Genomic DNA, 16,742 nt, shown 5'->3' on the forward strand with positions numbered 1-16,742 from the left:
ATCCCTGGATATTGCTGCAAGTGGCAAATGCCGCTGACCTCTATTCGCCCCCAGACGTCACTTCACAGCGATGACGACCTTCCCCTTCGCACGACCCGTTTCGACATAGTCCAGAGCCTCGTTTGTCCTCTCGAACGGGAAGACCCGGTCCATCACTGGACGTATGTGACCGGCCTCGATCAGGGAGGTGATCTTTCCGAGCTGCCCGCCGTTGGCTGCCATGAAGTGAAACGAATAGCTGATCCCTCGGCGTCTCGATTTTCTCCTGATACCAGAGCTCAGCAAGCGCATGACCTGTTGAAGTAGCCAGCCGGAGCCGTTCTGCCTCGCGAAGTCCGGATCGGGCGGACCGGAAATCGAGAGCAGCTTGCCGCCCGGCTTTAACACAGCAAGGGATTTCTCCAGCGTATCCTTCCCGAGGCTGTTCAGCACGACGTCATAGCCCTGCAGCACTTTCTCGAAGTCACCGTTCTTGTAGTCGACCACGACGTCTGCGCCGAGACTTTTCACAAGAGCGATATTTGCCGAGCTCGTGGTGGTGGTCACATATGCCCCGAGATGCTTGGCAAGCTGGATTGCGATCGTGCCAACGCCGCCCGAGCCGGCATGGATCAGGACCTTCTGCCCCTTCTGCACGTTTGCCCGCTCGACAAGCACCTGCCATGCCGTAAGGGCGACAAGTGGAACGGATGCGGCCTCTTCCATGGTCAGATTGTTCGGCTTCATTGCTACATCGGCCTGGTCCATGGCGATATATTCCGCAAATGTACCGATGCGATCCTGGGCCGGACGGGCATAGACCTCATCGCCGGGTTTAAATTGCCGGACCTTGGCCCCGACCCGGACCACGACGCCCGCGACATCGTTGCCCAAAACCAGTGGAAGGCGGTAGGGCAGGACGAGCTTGAACTCTCCGTCCCTGATCTTGCTGTCCAAAGGGTTTACACCGGCGGCATGGATCTCGACCATGACGTCGTTCTCACGCAATTCCGGCTCGGGACCTTCGCCAAGCCGCAGGGCACCGCCTTTCGCATAGCGATCGATCTGGAATGATTTCATCATACTAACTCTCGTTTCTAGGGTGAGCTGGCAGCGCCAGCAGTGCGGCGATGAAGGCTCAATCGGGAAGTTTGTTGAATTTCCGAAGGTTCTTGTCGACGAAGGAATCGGGGCAGGAAGCGGCGGATGAAGCGGACCTGTCTCGCCGCTTTTCCGGCGGTGTCACGTGGTTTAGGCAATGCCTATTCTGTTTTGCTCATCGGCCTCCGCTTTGATTTTGTCATGGAACATCGATGAACAATCAGTTACTATCAAATTGATATCGAGTCACTACTAAAAAGATATGGACATGAAGAATCTTTCGAACCAGCCCTGCCTGATCGCTCGAAGCCTCGCGCTTGTTGGGGACGCATGGAGCATGCTGATCATGCGCGACGCCCATGCGGGGCTGACCCGCTTCGACGATTTCCGCAAGAGCCTCGGTATCGCGCCGACGATGCTGACGGGGCGACTTTCAGGCCTGACTGATGAGGGGCTGCTGGAGAAGCGCCGCTATTCCGACCGTCCGCCAAGGGACGAGTATGTGCTGACGGAAGCCGGCCGCGACTTTCTGCCAGTGCTGTTTGCGATCGGCGCGTGGGGACGCAAGCATCGCGGCGGCGGTAAGGTAACCCGGTTCTTCGACGCCGAGACCGGGACGGAGATCGATCCCGTCACCATCGACCGCGTGACTGGCGCTCCGGTCGGAACACGTCCTATACGTATCGCCGCACCCGAATAGGCCGCCCCGCAGCAGATGAAGCCGCGCCTGACATCTCTGCGAAGCTCGCGTTGAGCGCCTTTTCGACCGCCAATCCTTGCGGCTTGCCGTCGAGCAATTCGTTGCTGGCACGAGCAGCGCTCCCGGAATAGGGCGGAAGCGGATTTCAAGTTCGGATGAGGTCGACAGGGTGAGGCTCAGGACAGCGCGAAGATTCTCACCTCCCTCGCTATGCCCTGAAGTTCCTCCATTCGGGAAACCGACGTGATGCCGGTGTCACGCAGGATTTCTGAAACGTGGGTATCCCCGACAATCGCTTCCGTCGTCATGATCACATTGGGATCTGCAAGGCCCTGTACGCGGGAGGCAATATTGACGGTCTGACCGAAGTAGTCCTGCCTGTCGTTGAGGTTGACTGCGAGACATGGTCCCTCATGGATGCCGATCTTCAGGAGAAGATCGTCGCTGCCGTGCTCGGCATTCAACTGAAGCATCGCCTCGCGCATCCGGAGCGCGGCGGCCACTGCGCGGTCGGGGCTCGGGAAGGTCGCCATGACGGCGTCGCCGATTGTCTTGACGACGGCTCCGGTCTCCGCGGCAACGATCTCGTGAAGGACCCTGAAGTGCGCTCGTACCAGATCGAATGCGGCAAGGTCACCGACGCGCTCGTAGAGCGCGGTCGAGCCTCTCAAGTCAGTAAAGAGGAAGGTGAGGCTGGTGATCTTGAGGCGCTGGTCGACGTCAAGCGTGTCGGTCCGATAGATGTCCCGGAAACTCTGGTTCGACAGGAGACGTTTCGCCGTGAGAAAAGCTCGCCTGCGGCCCAACAGGTCGTGTAGCTCGTCTCCTGCAACGCAGACGTTCGGTATCACCCTGCGTTCGGTGTGGTTCTCAAGCATGAGCCGCAGTGGGCCGGGACGAAGCGGGACCGTTTCGTTTAGCGCATGCGCCTTGCTGATGACCATCGACAGGTTTTGCCGTTCGTCGGTGGGCTCCCCCTTCACGTCGATGAACTGCGCCGCGTGTGTTGCCGGATCGAAGATGATCACGAATTGCGCCGGCAGGTGCAGTGAGAGGAAAGCCTTCTCCCCCGGAGCCAACTCGATCATCTCCAGTTGGATGCGTGCAAACCTTGCTTCGAAGTCCTCCGGCAGGTCGACTCCGGAACTGAAGAAGATCTGTCGGTAATATTCCAGCGGCGGAAGCCGATCGGGGTCGTGGGCAGAAATCCTGCGAACCCTTGGACTGACCGTGAACGTCACCTCGACCATTTCGTCGAGGGTTGGTTCATATCCGGCCGCGCAGAGCGCGCACTGGTACGTTTCCTGATCGACTGTTTTCAGAGTTGCACCGGTGTCCAGGACGCCGCCGCAACCTGGGCAAAGGACATTCCACGTCATGTCGAACACGCCAATGCGCGCTGCATGCAGAAATGCTGCGATCGTTTTCTCTTCGTCGAGATGATGCTTGTCAGCAAAGGCGAGCACATTGATGCGATTGAGATCGCGATCGGACCCATGCGTGACTACGCGCTCGATACGGTCAACCGTCTGCGGGTCAGCAGCCTGTCGCAGCGTGGCAAAATGCGCGTCCACTTCATTCATGAGACACGTCTCCGTGTGCGTAACCACAAGGGATAACGCCAGCACCCGAATTGTACCACGGAATTTTCTGATCGAAATCTCGCCACCAATGAGATTGAATCGAGGTCATTCAAAAGCCGGGACATTGTCTTTCTAGAGATCGCCGATTTTCGGCTTGTCCGCTCGCTCTACCTGTTGACTCGAAGCCGCGCGAGCCTGTCTCCTGCAGCAGAGCGGTTCATCAGTTACCTTTTCCAGCGGGTGCCGCACGAAACGCTCAATGATCTGATGAAAATTGCGAAAATACGACCGCAATTGCTTGTTTCCATAACGGATTGAGCGAAACTTCCGTTTGACGAACGATATCCTCACGCAAGGTAAATCGGGACCAATCATGGACAGCAGTACCTTCAAAGTGACGCTTGCAACGGACGGATGCGGCGTCCTTTCCATTGACGTTGGCGCCCCTGCCGTAAACTGCCGACGGTCTGGAGCGCTGCTGCCAACGCCGTTACATCTGAGCTGACGTCTTTCATTTTCTGGGGTGCACAATGAAGATCACCGTTTTGGGCGCCGGCGTCATCGGCGTCACCACAGCCTACTATCTGGCAAGATCGGGACACGATGTAACGGTGCTGGAACGCCAGAGCGGACCAGCGCTGGAGACGAGCTATGCCAATGCCGGTGAGATCTCGCCGGGTTACGCGTCGCCATGGGCCGCCCCCGGAATACCTCAGAAGGCCATCAAATGGCTCTTCATGAAGCATGCGCCGTTGATCATCAGCCCGACTGTGGATCCGGCCACCTGGGCCTGGGTGATGGCAATGCTGCGCAATTGCACTTCCAAGCGCTATGCCATCAACAAAAGCCGAATGGTGCGCATTGCCGAATACAGCCGCGACTGCCTGATTGAACTGCGCGCTGAGACCGGCATTCCGTATGACGAGCGAACCCAAGGAACCCTGCAGCTCTTTCGCACGCAAAAGCAACTGGACTCGATCACAAAGGATATCGAGGTTCTTGCAAAGGACGGCGTGCCGTTCGAGGTGCTCGATCCGGCCCAGTGTGTTGCCGCCGAGCCCGGGCTTTCGCCGGTGAAGCACAAGATCGTCGGCGGATTGCGTCTTCCCAATGATGAGACTGGTGACTGTTTCAAGTTTACCAATGAACTTGCCAAGCGTGCCGAGGCACTGGGCGTCCATTTCGTCTACGGAACCGATGTCCACAAGCTGCGGATCGACAACAACAGGATCAGCGCAGTGGAAACATCGCGGGGCGTGTTCGATGGCGATGCGGTCGTGGCCGCATTCGGCAGCTTCACGCCAAGTCTGCTGAAGCCGCTCGGACTGAAGATCCCGATCTACCCGGTGAAGGGATACTCGATCACGGTTCCGATCATCGACGAAAGCCGCGCACCAGTCTCGACGATCATGGACGAGACCTTCAAGATCGCCATCACCCGCCTTGGCGACCGGATCCGCGTTGGTGGCATGGCCGAAATCTCGCGCTTCAACAAGGACTTGCCGACGTCCCGCAAGGCAACGCTCGTGCATTCCGTCGAAGATCTGTTTGGTGGGGCAGGGGACCAGAGCCAGGCGCAGTTCTGGTGCGGCCTGCGCCCGATGACGCCCGACGGAACGCCGATCATCGGCAAGACCGTCTACGACAACCTTTACCTCAATTCTGGCCACGGCACGCTTGGCTGGACGATGGCATGCGGCTCCGGCCGAGTGCTGACAGATATCATCAACAGGGCAAGACCGCAGATATCGATCGAGGGTCTCGATCTCAGCCGCTACGGCTGAGGGGACGAAAGGCAGAATTCGTACGCTATCCTGATAAAATACCGGCGCCGCGATGGCAGCGCCGGGGTCTCACGATCGGGTGGTCAGCGTGCCGCCCAGTTGGCACCACGCCTGAAGATGGTCTTCATCTCGGGCACCGAGAATTCCTTGGCCTGATGGCCGAGCGAGGAATAGAAAACGCGGCCCTTGCCGTATTTGCGTTTCCAGGCAACGGGCATGACGACACCATCGATCCAGTAGGCGTGATCGCCGGTGAACCTCGTCGTGGCCAGCACCTCATTCGAGGGGTCGACGTGCATGTAGTATTGCTCGGACGTGTAAGGGAAGTCGGCAATGCCTTCCATGATCGGGTCATCCGGGCGAGTGACATTGACGGTGTAGTCGATGATGTTGCCGGGGTGTGCGACCCACTGGCCGCCAATGATGAACTGGTATTCGACGCATTCGCGGAAACTGTCACCAGCGCCGCCGTGGTAGCCGGCAATGCCGACGCCACCCTCGATCGCGGCCGCGAGGTTCTTGATCTCTTCCTTTTCGATCTTCGACATCGTCACGATCGGCACGACGAGGCTGAGATCATGGACGGACGGATCCGCAAAAGCCTCGGTCGTGTGCTCGACGTAGACCTTGAACCCGTCCTCCTCCAGCATGTCCTTGATGATTGCGGCGCATTCCTGCGGCTCGTGGCCACTCCATCCGCCCCAGACGATCAGTGCTTCACGCATAGTCTTCCTCCTGATGATTACTTGGCCAGTCGCCCGTCGACGAGCGACTGTGACAGCGGCATGGGCCGCTCTGTTTGAGTGGTGATGGCAACCGTGCGCCCGCTCTCGGAGGCAGCGTGGAAGGCCTCCATGACCTCGAGGACATGCAGAGCCAGGTCGCCGTTGGCACGATGCGGCCGGTTCGAGCGGATGGCATGGGCGAGATCCGCAACACCGATCGAGCGATAATTGCCGTCGCCATAGGGCGCCGTCAGCGGCTGCTGTTCGAAGGCGCCACCTTTCTTCAAAACTTCAACATCGCCTCCGAAGTGATTGGGATCGGGAACGATCAGTGTGCCCTCGGTGCCGTAGATCTCCAGTGGCACATGCTTGTGTCCGGCAACGTCGAAGCTCATTCCGATCTGTACGACCGCACCATTGGCGAACGCCATGAGACCGGCGACATGGGTGGGTACGTGTACCGGGATGTGCTCGCCGTTTCTCGGTTCGCTGGTGATCACGCGCTCCTTTCGCGGCGTCATGGCGAAGCCTGCCACCTGCGCGACCGGTCCGAAAAGGTTGACGAGATCGGTGATGTAGTACGGGCCCATATCGAGCATCGGTCCGCCGCCGACCTCGTAGTAGAAGGCCGGATTTGGATGCCACCGCTCGTGGCCGGGGCACATGAAAGTTGCTGTGCCGCCGACCGGCTGGCCGATGACACCCTGATCGATGAGGGCACGCGCCGTCTGATGCCCGCCGCCGAGAAATGTGTCGGGAGCCGCACCGATGCGCAGCCCCCTGGCCTTGGCGGCTTCGGCGAGCTTCTTGCCCTCCGCGAAATTGATGCCCAACGGCTTTTCCGAATAGGCATGCTTGCCGGCCGCAAGTGCCTGCAGGCCGACGGCAACGTGGGCCTTCGGGACGGTCAGATTGACGATGATTTCCAACTTCGGATCAGCAAGAAGCTCATCAATCCTCTTTGCCGGCACATTGAATTCGCTGGCCTTGGCTTCTGCCAATGCGTGGTTGAGATCGGCTACGCCGCGAACCTCAAGGATGGGGAAGGATGCCATCGCTTTTAGATAGGCGCCGGAGATATTGCCGCACCCGATGATGCCGATACCGACTCGTTCCATGATTTCCTCCCGTTGGATGTCGTGATTTTGCTGCTCAGAGCGCTGGACCAGTGGTGTTCCAGGGCGACTCGTAGAGTTCGTAAAGTGCCACCGCAGCAGCTCCTTGCGCCCAGAAGTCGTCCGTCGAATCGTCGAAGACGAGTTCGGCAACGCCCTTCAGCGACGGCGGAACGGCGAGCGCATAGGCGTTGCGCAGGCTGTCGAGAAATGGCTCACCGAGCGCAAGGCTGGAGCCGACGAGGATGACCCGGGGCGGCGCAAACAAGGTGACGATGTTGGCGATCGCAACGCCAACGGCTTCGCCGGCCCGGATGGCAGCACCAATCAACGTACTGTCCTCGGCCTTGATGAGCGCCTGGGCATGCGTCATGCCGCGTCCAAGCTTGATGGCCTCGGCAAAGCGGCCACTGGCCGGCTGCTCGCCAAGGATTTCGCTTTCGCCAGCCTGGCTCGATAGCCGCACGACCCCGTTGGGTCCCATGCCAAGCACCAGGTCGCCGAGATTGTGGCTGAGGCCGCCAGCACCACGAAACAGCTGATTGTCATGAAGCACGCCGAGACCGAGTGTCTGCTCGAGCGAAATCAATACCATGTCTTCCAGGTCACGGGCCTTGCCGAACCAGTGATGGGCAAGCGTGATCGCATGCGCATCGCTTTCAACGATGGTCGGGGTATCGAGCCTGGTCGTCATCTCGCTTGCGAAATCGACATTCGTGTCGCGAAAGATCGGGCTGCTGCGGATATGGCCGGTTCGGTGCTCGATCACGCCGGGAAGGCCAAGGCAGACGCTGTCGACATCCTCGAGCGAAAGGCCGGCATCGACGACGCAGCGGCGCACCCCGTCTTCGACGAGGTCTGCGATCACGCCGATCGGCTGGCGGTCGATGCGGATCGGCAGGGTGATTTTCGACAGCACGTCGCCACGGAAATCGGTCACCACGAACACCAGGCGGTTGGCCGCGATCTTCGCCCCGACGACGCGCGCTGCATCGGGATTGAGCTCCAGCATGACGCGCGGCCTTCCGCGTGCCGCCTCGTTGCGAATATCGCCCTCGTGGCGCGGCAGGATCAGCCCGTCGTCGAGCAAGGAAGCAGTGATCGCCGAAACGGTCGTGGTCGACAACTGCGTGCGTTCGCTGATCTCGACACGCGATATCGGCCCGTGACGCCGGATCGTGTCCAGCACGTTCAAGCGATTGATCGCGCGCATCAATTCGGGATCTGCGGTCTTCATCAGGTCGGCCAGGCTCTTCAATGTGACCGCGGCGTGCGGCGCTCATATTTTCAACGGTATGCGAATTAAATAGCGCGCCAGCATCCCCGTCTGTCAAGGCAAATCTGCCCGATTTCAACGAGGGGAGTTGACATTCGCCAAAACCTCCCGATGATTTAATCCGCATAAGGGAAAAATTGAAGAGGACGATTTTTGCCCTTGCTGGAGGAGAAAATCATGTTTGACCAAATGAAGGCGAAAGCCTTGCTTCGCAGCCGTTTCATCGCCCGCTCGGCGGCCACGGGACTGGCGCTCCTGATTGCTGCGGGAAGTGCCGCGGCAGACACCACCGTCAAGTGGCTGCACCTTGAGCTCGATCCGAACTATGTCGCGATCTGGCGCAAGATTGCAGACAAATACCAGGCCGAACATCCCGGCGTGAAAATCGAAATGCAGTTCCTGGAAAACGAGGCTTTCAAGGCCAAGCTTCCGACCCTCTTGCAGTCGAGCGATGCGCCGGATTTCTTCTACAGCTGGGGCGGCGGCGTGCTGAAGCAGCAGCTGGCGACCGGGACGCTCATGGACCTGACGTCGGCGATGAACGCAAAGGATGGCGCCTGGGTGAAGAGCTACAACCCGGCCGCGATCAAGGGCCTGTCCTACGACGGCAAGATCGGCGCCGTGCCTTTCAAGATGGGCACCGTCTCGTTCTTCTACAACAAGGCGCTTTTCGCCAAGGCCGGTGTCGATGCCGCCAGCATCAAGTCCTGGGATGACTATCTCAATGCCGTGAAGAAGATCAAGGATGCCGGCATCGTCCCGATTGCGGGCGGCGGTGGCGAGAAATGGCCTCTCCATTTCTACTGGAGCTATCTGGTGATGCGCAACGGTGGCCAGAAGGTCTTCGACGCGGCAAAGACCGGTGAAGGGGAAGGTTTCAACGATCCGGCAATCATCAAGGCCGGAGAGCAGCTTGCCGAGCTCGGCAAACTGGAGCCGTTCCAGCCGGGCTATCTCGGCGCCACCTGGCCGCAGACGCTCGGCGTCTTCGGCGATGGCAAGGCAGCAATGATCCTGGCGTTTGAAAACACCGCCGCCAACCAGCGCACGAACGCCGGTGATGGCAAGGGGCTCGATCCGGACAATATCGGCCGCTTTGCGTTTCCGGCCGTGACGGGCGGCGCAGGCGCGGTCACCGACACGCTTGGTGGATTGAACGGTTGGGCCGTGACGAAGAAGGCGCCGCCTGAAACGCTCGACTTCCTCGCCTATCTGACGAACGCCGAAAACGAGCGCGAGATGGCCAAGGCCGGCATGCTCATCCCGGTCGCCGTCGGTGCCGAGGATGGTGTGACCAATCCGCTGTTGCATCAGTCCGCCGAACAGTTGGCGCACTCGACCTGGCATCAGAACTTCTTCGATCAGGATCTCGGCCCGTCGGTCGGCCGTGTCGTCAACGATGTCTCCGTTGCCATAGTCTCCGGGCAGATGAGCCCTGCCGATGGAGCACAGCAGATCCAGGAAGCCTTCGAGCAGGATCAGCTCTGATCAAGACTGTCGCGGCGCGGAGAAGCATCCGCGCCGCCCTCAATCTGAATGAGGAGGATCGGCTTTAATGACCACCATCAGCGCGACGAGCGTCATCCGTCCGCGCCCGACTTTAAGATCGTCGGCGCGCAGCAAGGATCCCAGCCTGGCGCGGCGCCTGCCTGTCCTGCTTCTGTTTCTGCCGCCAGCACTGCTGCTGTTCACGATCTTCGTCATCCTGCCGATGGGCGAGGCGGCCTGGTACAGTCTCTACAAGTGGGATGGCTACGGTCTGCCGACACAGTTTGTCGGCATGCGGAATTTCGAGGTCCTGTTCAAGAACAGCGCCTTCATAACAGCATTGAAAAACAATGCCCTGATCATCGTTGTTTCCATTCTGGTTCAGATTCCGCTCGCGATCTGGCTGGCGATGATGCTGGCGCACCGGATCGCCGGTGTGGTCCTCTTCCGCTTGATCTTCTTTCTGCCCTATGTCCTCGCCGAGGTGGCGGCAGGCCTCATCTGGCGCTTCGTCTATGACGGTGACTATGGCTTGTTTGCCTCGGCTGCCCACCTCATTGGCGTCGAGACGCCCTATGTTCTGGCGGACAAGGACCTGGCAATCTATGCGGTGCTGGCTGTCGTCGTCTGGAAGTATTTCGGCTTCCACATGATGCTGTTCATCGCCGGGCTGCAGTCGCTCGACAAGAGCGTGCTGGAGGCTGCCGAAATCGATGGCGCGAGCGGCTGGCAGCGGTTCCGCTACATCACGCTGCCGCTTCTTGGTTCGACGGTCCGCCTGTCCATCTTCTTTGCCGTCGTCGGCTCGCTGCAGCTCTTCGATCTCATCATGCCGCTGACCGGTGGCGGGCCGTTCAATGCGACGCAGACCATGGTCACCTTCCTGTTCAATTTCGGCGTCACGCGCATGCAGGTCGGCCTCGGCAGCGCCGTCGGCGTCGTCCTTTTCGTCATCTGTGTGACGCTGGCCTTCGGCTACAAACGGATATTCATGCGCAATGACTGACATGGCCTCATCTGCCCGGACCGCGACCGGCACGAAGATCTATCTCTATGTTTCGCTGACGCTCATCGCGGCGATCGTGCTGGTTCCCCTGATGACGACGGCACTTGGCGGCTTCAAGGACCTCGGCGACCTCAGAACGAACCCCTTCGGGCTACCTGCCGCATGGCATCCGGAGAACTATACCGACATTCTCTTCGGAGACCGCTACTGGCGACAGATGATGAATTCGCTGATCATCGCCACCTTGACTGTCTGCCTGACGGTTTCGGTTTCCGCCATGGCTGCCTTCACCTTCGCGCATGTAAAGTTCTTCGGTGCCGGCTTCCTGCTCAACTACTTCCTGATCGGCCTGATGTTTCCGGCCGCGACCGCCATCCTTCCCTTGTTCATCCGGATCCGGGACCTGGGCCTGTTGAATTCCTACTGGGGTGTTGTCCTGCCGCAGGTCGCCTTTGGCCTCGGCATGAGCATTCTCTTGTTCAGGAATTATTTTCGCAACCTCCCGGAAGAATTGTTCCAGGCTGCCATCGTCGACGGCTGCGGCTACATCCGGTTTTTCTGGCACATCTCGCTGCCGCTCTCGCGGCCGATCATTGCAACGGTCAGCATCATCTCCTTTGTCGGCAGCTGGAACAGCTACATCCTGCCGCTGATCATGCTGAATTCGGAGACGATGTATCCCTGGCCGCTCGGCATCATGGTTTATCGCGGCGAGTTCGGCACTGCCTGGCAGCTGGTGCTCGCTTTCATCACGCTGACAATCATGCCAACGATCATCGTCTTCTTCCTGGCGCAGAAGCACATCATCGCCGGCTTGACCGCGGGTGCGGTCAAGTCCTGAGGTGGCTTTGCCTCAGCCGAAGACGAGTCCGCCGTCGACGATGAGGTTCTGCCCGGTAACGGCGCGTGCCCAGGGGCTTGCGAAAAACAGGACCGCGTCGGCCATTTCCTCTGGCGTCGTCACTTGCCGGAGGGGCGTGCTTGCCGCAATCAGATCGAAGACCGCATCCGGTGTGGCGCTGCTCGCTTCAGTGGCGCGCAGCAAGCCGCCCGAGACCATGTTGACGGTAATGCCTGATGGGCCCAGCTCTGCGGCCGCCGTGCGGGTCAAGGACAGAAGCGCACCCTTGGCAGCCGTGTAGTCATGGTAGGGCACCACCGGGTTCTGGAAGAGATTGGTGCCGATCGTGATGATCCGCCCAAAACCGGCAGTGGCCATGTCCGGGCGGGCGGCCTGGATCAGGTTCAGCGCCCCCTTCACGGCCGTATCGAGCTGTGATGTCATTTCACCCCAGGTCAATTGGTCGAGCTTCGATCGGGCGTCTCCGTTGAAGCTGAAGTCGGTCAGGGCATTGTGCACGACTGTCGTCGGCGCACCGAGTGTATCCTTGACCTCGGCCACCATGCGCTTGACGGCCTCGCTGTCGCGGACATCCGCCTGGAAGGCTCGGGCACGATCACCCAACGACGCGGCAAGCGCCTCGGCCTCGATGCGGCTGTTGCGGTAGTTGATTGCGACCTTCGCGCCTTGGCGGGCAAAGGCAGCAGCGATGGCGGCGCCCAGGCCACGCCCGGCCCCGGTGATGATGACGGTCTGTTCGCTGATCGCCAAACTCATCTCGAATGTCCTTCTTTCAACTTCCAAAGCTCATGAAAATGCTGAACCGGCCCGTGCCCGGAACCGACAGAAAGCGTATCCGCCTGCGCGACGGCATGGGCGAGGTAGCTTTTCGCATCCGCCACTGCCTCGGGCAGCGTCGCCCCCTTCGCGAGCTCGGCGGCAAGCGCGCTCGATAGCGTGCAGCCGGTGCCATGCGTGTTCGAAGTCGGTACCCGGAGCGCCTCGAACCAGCTCACCCCCGTGGCTGTCGCCAGGACATCAGGGCTCTCCTGGCTTGGCAGATGACCGCCCTTGACCAGCACCGCCTCCGGGCCAAGAGCACGCAGGCTTTGCGCCTGCTCAGCCATGTCCGCGCGGGTATCGGCCGTCGGTCCATGCAGGAGTGCTGCCGCTTCCGGAAGATTGGGAGTAAGCAGCGTCGCAAGCGGCAGCAGCCGCCGGGTGAGGACGTCGACCGCAGACCGATCGAGGAGGCTAGCCCCGCCCTTGGCGACCATGACAGGATCAAGAACGACCGGAATGCCCTTGTGGGGTTCGATCGCATCGGCGACAGCGTTGGCGATTTCGGCATTGGCAATCATGCCGATCTTGATTGCATCAACACGGACATCGGCAAACACTGCCTTGATCTGGTCGGCGACGAAGGCAGCCGGAACCAGATGGACCCCGCAAACGCCCTGTGTGTTTTGCGCCGTCAGCGCGGTCAGCACCGCCATGCCGTAGACACCGCGGGCAGAGAAGGCCTTCAGGTCCGCCTGGATTCCGGCGCCGCCAGAAGGATCGGATCCGGCAATGGAGAGAACGTTTCGGATCATCGGTGAACCTTTCTGATGTTTTCCGCGATCTCGCGAGCCGCCGCCTCAGGGTCACGCGTGCCGCATATCGCAGAGACGACGGCAAGACCGTCAGCCCCAGCAGCAAAGACATCCCCGACATGAGCCGCCTTCAGCCCGCCGATTGCGACTGCGGGAACGGGGCAGACGCGCACGAGGCGAGCAAGGCCAGCGAAACCGGTCGGCTCCTTGTGATCCGCCTTCGTTGATGTCGCAAAGACCGGGCCGATACCCGCGTAGTCGACGATTGCCGCATCGACCCCCGCGGCCAGCGCCTCGGTCTCAACGGAGAGGCCAAGGATCATATCGTCTCCAATCCGCGCGCGGGCAGTTGGCGCATCCATGTCCTCTTGCCCGATGTGCAGACCGTCAGCACCAATTGCGACGGCAGCCTCCACGTCATCGTTGACGATGAGCAAGGCACCGGTGCCAGACAAAGCCACCTTGAGCGCCCGACCTGTTTCGATCATCAGGGCTGTATCGGCTTGCTTGTCGCGCAGCTGGACAACCGTCGCTCCGCCAGCAACAGCCGCCCGCGCGGTCTCCACCATGCCGAAGCCGGCACAAAGACCGGGATCGAGGACAAGATAAAGGGAAAGGTCGATGGTCCTCATGCGGAACGCACCCTCGCATGGCGATCGAGGAGCGGGGCGTCAAGCGCTGCAAGCGCATCGAGAAACGCCGGAGAAAACGAACCCGGGCCTTCTGCCCTGCTGGCTGCCATCTCGCCGGCAACAGCAAAGGTCGTAAGCGCTGCAACCGTTGCCTCGAACGGTGCGGCAGGGCGGATCGCCGTGAATGCTCCGACGAGGCAGGTCAGTGCGCAACCGAGCGCGGTCACCTTAGGCATCAAGGCCGACCCGCCTTCAATCCAGGCAGCTCGTTCACCGTCGGTGACGAAATCGACGACGCCGGTTACCGCGACCGTTGCACCGTGTGTCCTGGCAAGCAGCCGGGCGGATTCCTCGGCCTGTTCGACCCCGTCACGACTGTCCACCCCCTGGCCCCGGCTTTCGCCACCGGCAAGGGCGATGATCTCGGAGGCGTTGCCGCGAATGACCGTCGGACCGAGCTCCAGCAGCCGATCAACGGCTGCCCGGCGGAAGCCGGTGGCATAATGGGCGACCGGATCGAGGACCCATGGCTTGCCGGACTGGCTGGCGGCGAGGGCTGCCGCCTCCATGCCGCGCAACCAGGATGGCGACAGTGTGCCGATGTTGATTGTCAGTGCGCCTGCGATCGCCGCAAACTCGCCAGCCTCTTCTTCCGCATGCACCATGGCGGGAGACGCGCCGGCGGCCAGAAGCACATTGGCTGCGATGTTCATGGCAACGAAGTTGGTGATGCAGTGCACGAGCGGCGGTTGCGCGCGCAACTCGCTCAGCAGTATTCCCGGTAAGGTCTGATCTTGCATGGTGCGCCTTTCGATGGGGAGAAAGGCGCGGGGACTGACGCAGGAGGCGAAACGTCCCGAGCGACTCCCTCCGCCGGCATTATCCGGTTCAGGTTCAAAGGGTACTTCTCAGCCCATCTTCGAGGGCGCCCCTGTCTCTCATTGCCTTCTTCTCGCAGAGAAGAACGCGCCTGTCATCCAAAAAATGGATATATCGCCAGGTGAACCCGGCGATGCCGGGAAACGCCCTGGAGGAGGCGCGCGGCGTCGACCTCGACGTCATCGGGCTCCGGCTCCGGCACGGAAATGAGATCCGATCGATACGCCGGGCCATTGGATCCGCTCCCAGCTGCTGGTCATGCGAACTCCCGTGCGCAGGTCCAGGGTCGCGCCTGTGACAAGCTGGACAGATCATATGCCGGGGCCTAGTGTTCTGAAATGTTGGGATGTCGTCTTCTTCTCTTCGCTTTGGTCTTGCTGTTCGGATGGACAGCAGGCGCGCAGCAGATGCCCTGTCCCTTTGAATATCCAGACACGCCGGTCAACCGGTCTCGCGGGGTTGTCGGCTGCTCCCTGCAGTGCGATCAGAAGCTCACTTGTCCAGGCCAGCAGGCGATCGAGCCACAAAAGCTCCCTTCGGCGCAGGCTCCCGGCAATGCGGTCAATTCGAGTGGAACTTGTCCAGATGGGAAAAACTGGGATTCGAGAAGGAAAACTTGCGTCGCGTGCGCCGCGGGGGCGTCGTGGGATGCCAAGCGCTCGACCTGTTCCTGTGGGGCCGGCCGGTTCGTTGACCCGAAGACAAAGCGCTGCGTCAGTTGTCCCGAAAACTGGGGTTGGGAAAAAGGGAGGTGCCTGTGCACTCGCAGCTTGAAATCCACGTTGGCGGGAAAGTCCTGCTCGCCCAAGCAGCCGGTCTGCAGGACCGACAGCGTTTGGGATGCCGGAAACAAGCATTGTGTGGCAGTGAAGCTGCGGAAGCCGAAGGCGTAGTTCGAGATGGATAGACGGCTCCAGACCCCGAATTGAGCTTGTCGTAGATCGTTCGTCCTGCCCTAGGGCATGGGCGCGAATTGCACGTAACATCCGCGTCGTTTCTGTGAGAGTACGTCACCAAGGCCCGGCCACCGTAAGGTGCTTGCGTTTCAATGAGGGAACCGGAACGTGATTGCTGCCCGTACTGTTCGGACACTTGCACCTTTGCTCGTCGCGGCAGTTCTTGCCAGCTGCGGTCATCCAAGCGGCGTCATGGCCCCTGTTGCGCTATCAGCGGCAACGCAGAATACCTCAAAGGTCAGCATGCTGGTCGCAACCACGCGCGAACCTTCCGGCGACCCGGCGACACTCTTCACCGGCGAACGCAGCCCGAAGCCCTACCTGACGGCGGTTGACGTCTCCATTCCGGCGAAACGGGCCACAGGCACAGTCCAATGGCCGAAACATCTGCCGCCCAATCCCGCGACCGATTTTGCGGTGACCAGCGTCAAGGAGATCGACACCGTTCCAGAGGGGCGCGCCTGGTTCCACCAGAACATCCAAGGCGGGCATGCGCTGGTCTTTATCCACGGCTTCAACAACAAGTATGAGGATTCCGTCTTCCGTCTGGCCCAGATCGTCCACGATTCAGGGATGCAGGCGACCCCTATCCTGTTCACTTGGCCGTCACGCGCGCAGCTCACCGCCTATCAATACGACAAGGAAAGCACCAACTATTCACGCACGGCGCTCGAGCAGGCGCTGCGGACGCTAGCCGCCGACCCCGACGTCAAGGACATCACGATCCTCGCTCATTCGATGGGCACCTGGCTCACCATGGAATCCCTGCGGCAGATGGGTATCCGCGACGGACACGTGAACAGCAAGATCCACAACGTCATTCTCGCGTCCCCGGATATCGATATTCAGGTCTTTGCCAAGCAGTTCGCGGAGATGGGCACGCCGACGCCGAAATTCACGATCTTCGTGTCTCAGGACGACAAGGCGCTTGCTGTTTCAAGTTTCATCACGGGAAAGGTCTCGCGTTTGGGCGCGATCGATCCGACCGTTGAGCCCTATCGCTCGAAACTCGAAGCCGCCGGCATTACCGCCATCGATCTCACCAAGGTCAAAGGCGAAGGCCTGAACCACGGCAAGTTCGC

The 16,742-nt window shown here is 60.4% G+C and carries 14 protein-coding genes, 2 pseudogenes and 1 riboswitch; of the genes and pseudogenes, 6 read left to right on the forward strand and 10 right to left on the reverse strand.

Going from position 1 to position 16,742, the window contains the following annotated elements; all coding sequences use genetic code 11:
- Positions 1 to 57 precede the first annotated feature (57 nt).
- Together AC1DE4_RS21900 and AC1DE4_RS21905 are read right to left on the reverse strand one after the other, a co-directional pair.
- Complete coding sequence (locus tag AC1DE4_RS21900) at positions 58 to 1,059, reverse strand: NADP-dependent oxidoreductase (protein WP_169683516.1); 1,002 nt, start codon at positions 1,057 to 1,059, stop codon at positions 58 to 60.
- 58 nt (positions 1,060 to 1,117) lie between these two features.
- A pseudogene (locus AC1DE4_RS21905) lies at positions 1,118 to 1,241 on the reverse strand (oxidoreductase); the annotation flags it as partial.
- A gap of 107 nt (positions 1,242 to 1,348) precedes the next feature.
- On the opposite strand from AC1DE4_RS21905, the pseudogene AC1DE4_RS21910 reads away from it, so the two are divergent.
- Positions 1,349 to 1,812 (forward strand): annotated as a pseudogene (locus AC1DE4_RS21910) (winged helix-turn-helix transcriptional regulator); the annotation flags it as partial.
- Positions 1,813 to 1,956: 144 nt separating this feature from the next.
- Here the strand turns inward: AC1DE4_RS21910 and AC1DE4_RS21915 are convergent.
- Positions 1,957 to 3,363: a DUF5939 domain-containing protein gene (locus tag AC1DE4_RS21915; RefSeq protein WP_477882994.1), complete on the reverse strand. Its 1,407-nt coding sequence runs from the start codon at positions 3,361 to 3,363 to the stop codon at positions 1,957 to 1,959.
- A gap of 530 nt (positions 3,364 to 3,893) precedes the next feature.
- Between AC1DE4_RS21915 and AC1DE4_RS21920 the strand changes: the two genes are divergently transcribed.
- Complete coding sequence (locus AC1DE4_RS21920) at positions 3,894 to 5,147, forward strand: D-amino acid dehydrogenase (RefSeq protein WP_477882996.1); 1,254 nt, start codon at positions 3,894 to 3,896, stop codon at positions 5,145 to 5,147.
- 83 nt (positions 5,148 to 5,230) lie between these two features.
- Here the strand turns inward: AC1DE4_RS21920 and AC1DE4_RS21925 are convergent, their stop codons facing one another.
- From AC1DE4_RS21925 to AC1DE4_RS21935, 3 genes are read right to left on the reverse strand one after another with little or no spacing between them, the layout of a single operon-like run.
- Positions 5,231 to 5,872 carry a ThuA domain-containing protein gene (locus tag AC1DE4_RS21925; RefSeq protein WP_112643234.1) on the reverse strand — a complete coding sequence of 214 codons (642 nt, stop codon included), beginning with the start codon at positions 5,870 to 5,872 and terminating at the stop codon, positions 5,231 to 5,233.
- Positions 5,873 to 5,889: 17 nt separating this feature from the next.
- Positions 5,890 to 6,990 (reverse strand): Gfo/Idh/MocA family protein, encoded by a 1,101-nt coding sequence (locus AC1DE4_RS21930; protein ID WP_477882998.1) that lies wholly within the window; start codon positions 6,988 to 6,990, stop codon positions 5,890 to 5,892.
- Positions 6,991 to 7,024: 34 nt separating this feature from the next.
- Positions 7,025 to 8,224, reverse strand: a complete 1,200-nt coding sequence (locus AC1DE4_RS21935) for an ROK family transcriptional regulator (protein ID WP_062376205.1) — start codon at positions 8,222 to 8,224, stop codon at positions 7,025 to 7,027.
- Between the two features lie 216 nt (positions 8,225 to 8,440).
- On the opposite strand from AC1DE4_RS21935, the gene AC1DE4_RS21940 reads away from it, so the two are divergent.
- The 3 genes from AC1DE4_RS21940 (at position 8,441) to AC1DE4_RS21950 (ending at position 11,598) form a co-directional block, all read left to right on the forward strand.
- On the forward strand, positions 8,441 to 9,751 hold the full coding sequence (locus tag AC1DE4_RS21940) for an ABC transporter substrate-binding protein (RefSeq protein WP_477883001.1): 1,311 nt from the start codon (positions 8,441 to 8,443) through the stop codon (positions 9,749 to 9,751).
- A gap of 67 nt (positions 9,752 to 9,818) precedes the next feature.
- The gene (locus AC1DE4_RS21945; protein ID WP_025661305.1) at positions 9,819 to 10,757 is read left to right on the forward strand and encodes a carbohydrate ABC transporter permease; all 939 of its coding nucleotides are present in this window, start codon (positions 9,819 to 9,821) and stop codon (positions 10,755 to 10,757) included.
- The gene (locus AC1DE4_RS21950) at positions 10,750 to 11,598 is read left to right on the forward strand and encodes a carbohydrate ABC transporter permease (protein ID WP_025661306.1); all 849 of its coding nucleotides are present in this window, start codon (positions 10,750 to 10,752) and stop codon (positions 11,596 to 11,598) included. Before AC1DE4_RS21945 ends, AC1DE4_RS21950 begins: the two co-directional genes overlap by 8 nt.
- Positions 11,599 to 11,610: 12 nt before the next feature.
- Here the strand turns inward: AC1DE4_RS21950 and AC1DE4_RS21955 are convergent, their stop codons facing one another.
- From AC1DE4_RS21955 to thiM, 4 genes are read right to left on the reverse strand one after another with little or no spacing between them, the layout of a single operon-like run.
- Complete coding sequence (locus AC1DE4_RS21955; protein WP_477883003.1) at positions 11,611 to 12,375, reverse strand: 3-oxoacyl-ACP reductase; 765 nt, start codon at positions 12,373 to 12,375, stop codon at positions 11,611 to 11,613.
- Positions 12,372 to 13,193, reverse strand: a complete 822-nt coding sequence (gene thiD, locus AC1DE4_RS21960; protein WP_477883005.1) for a bifunctional hydroxymethylpyrimidine kinase/phosphomethylpyrimidine kinase — start codon at positions 13,191 to 13,193, stop codon at positions 12,372 to 12,374. Before thiD ends, AC1DE4_RS21955 begins: the two co-directional genes overlap by 4 nt.
- Positions 13,190 to 13,825, reverse strand: a complete 636-nt coding sequence (gene thiE / locus AC1DE4_RS21965) for a thiamine phosphate synthase (protein WP_477883007.1) — start codon at positions 13,823 to 13,825, stop codon at positions 13,190 to 13,192. Before thiE ends, thiD begins: the two co-directional genes overlap by 4 nt.
- A complete protein-coding gene (thiM, locus tag AC1DE4_RS21970) occupies positions 13,822 to 14,625 on the reverse strand; it encodes a hydroxyethylthiazole kinase (protein ID WP_477883009.1) in 804 nt (267 codons plus the stop codon). Before thiM ends, thiE begins: the two co-directional genes overlap by 4 nt.
- A 48-nt stretch (positions 14,626 to 14,673) precedes the next feature.
- Positions 14,674 to 14,768: riboswitch (TPP riboswitch) on the reverse strand.
- 1,084 nt (positions 14,769 to 15,852) lie between these two features.
- On the opposite strand from thiM, the gene AC1DE4_RS21975 reads away from it, so the two are divergent.
- Positions 15,853 to 16,742, forward strand: an 890-nt coding sequence (locus AC1DE4_RS21975; protein ID WP_477883013.1) for an alpha/beta hydrolase, incomplete at its 3' end; no start/stop codon positions are given.

The organism is Rhizobium sp. 10N414, assembly GCF_056394785.1.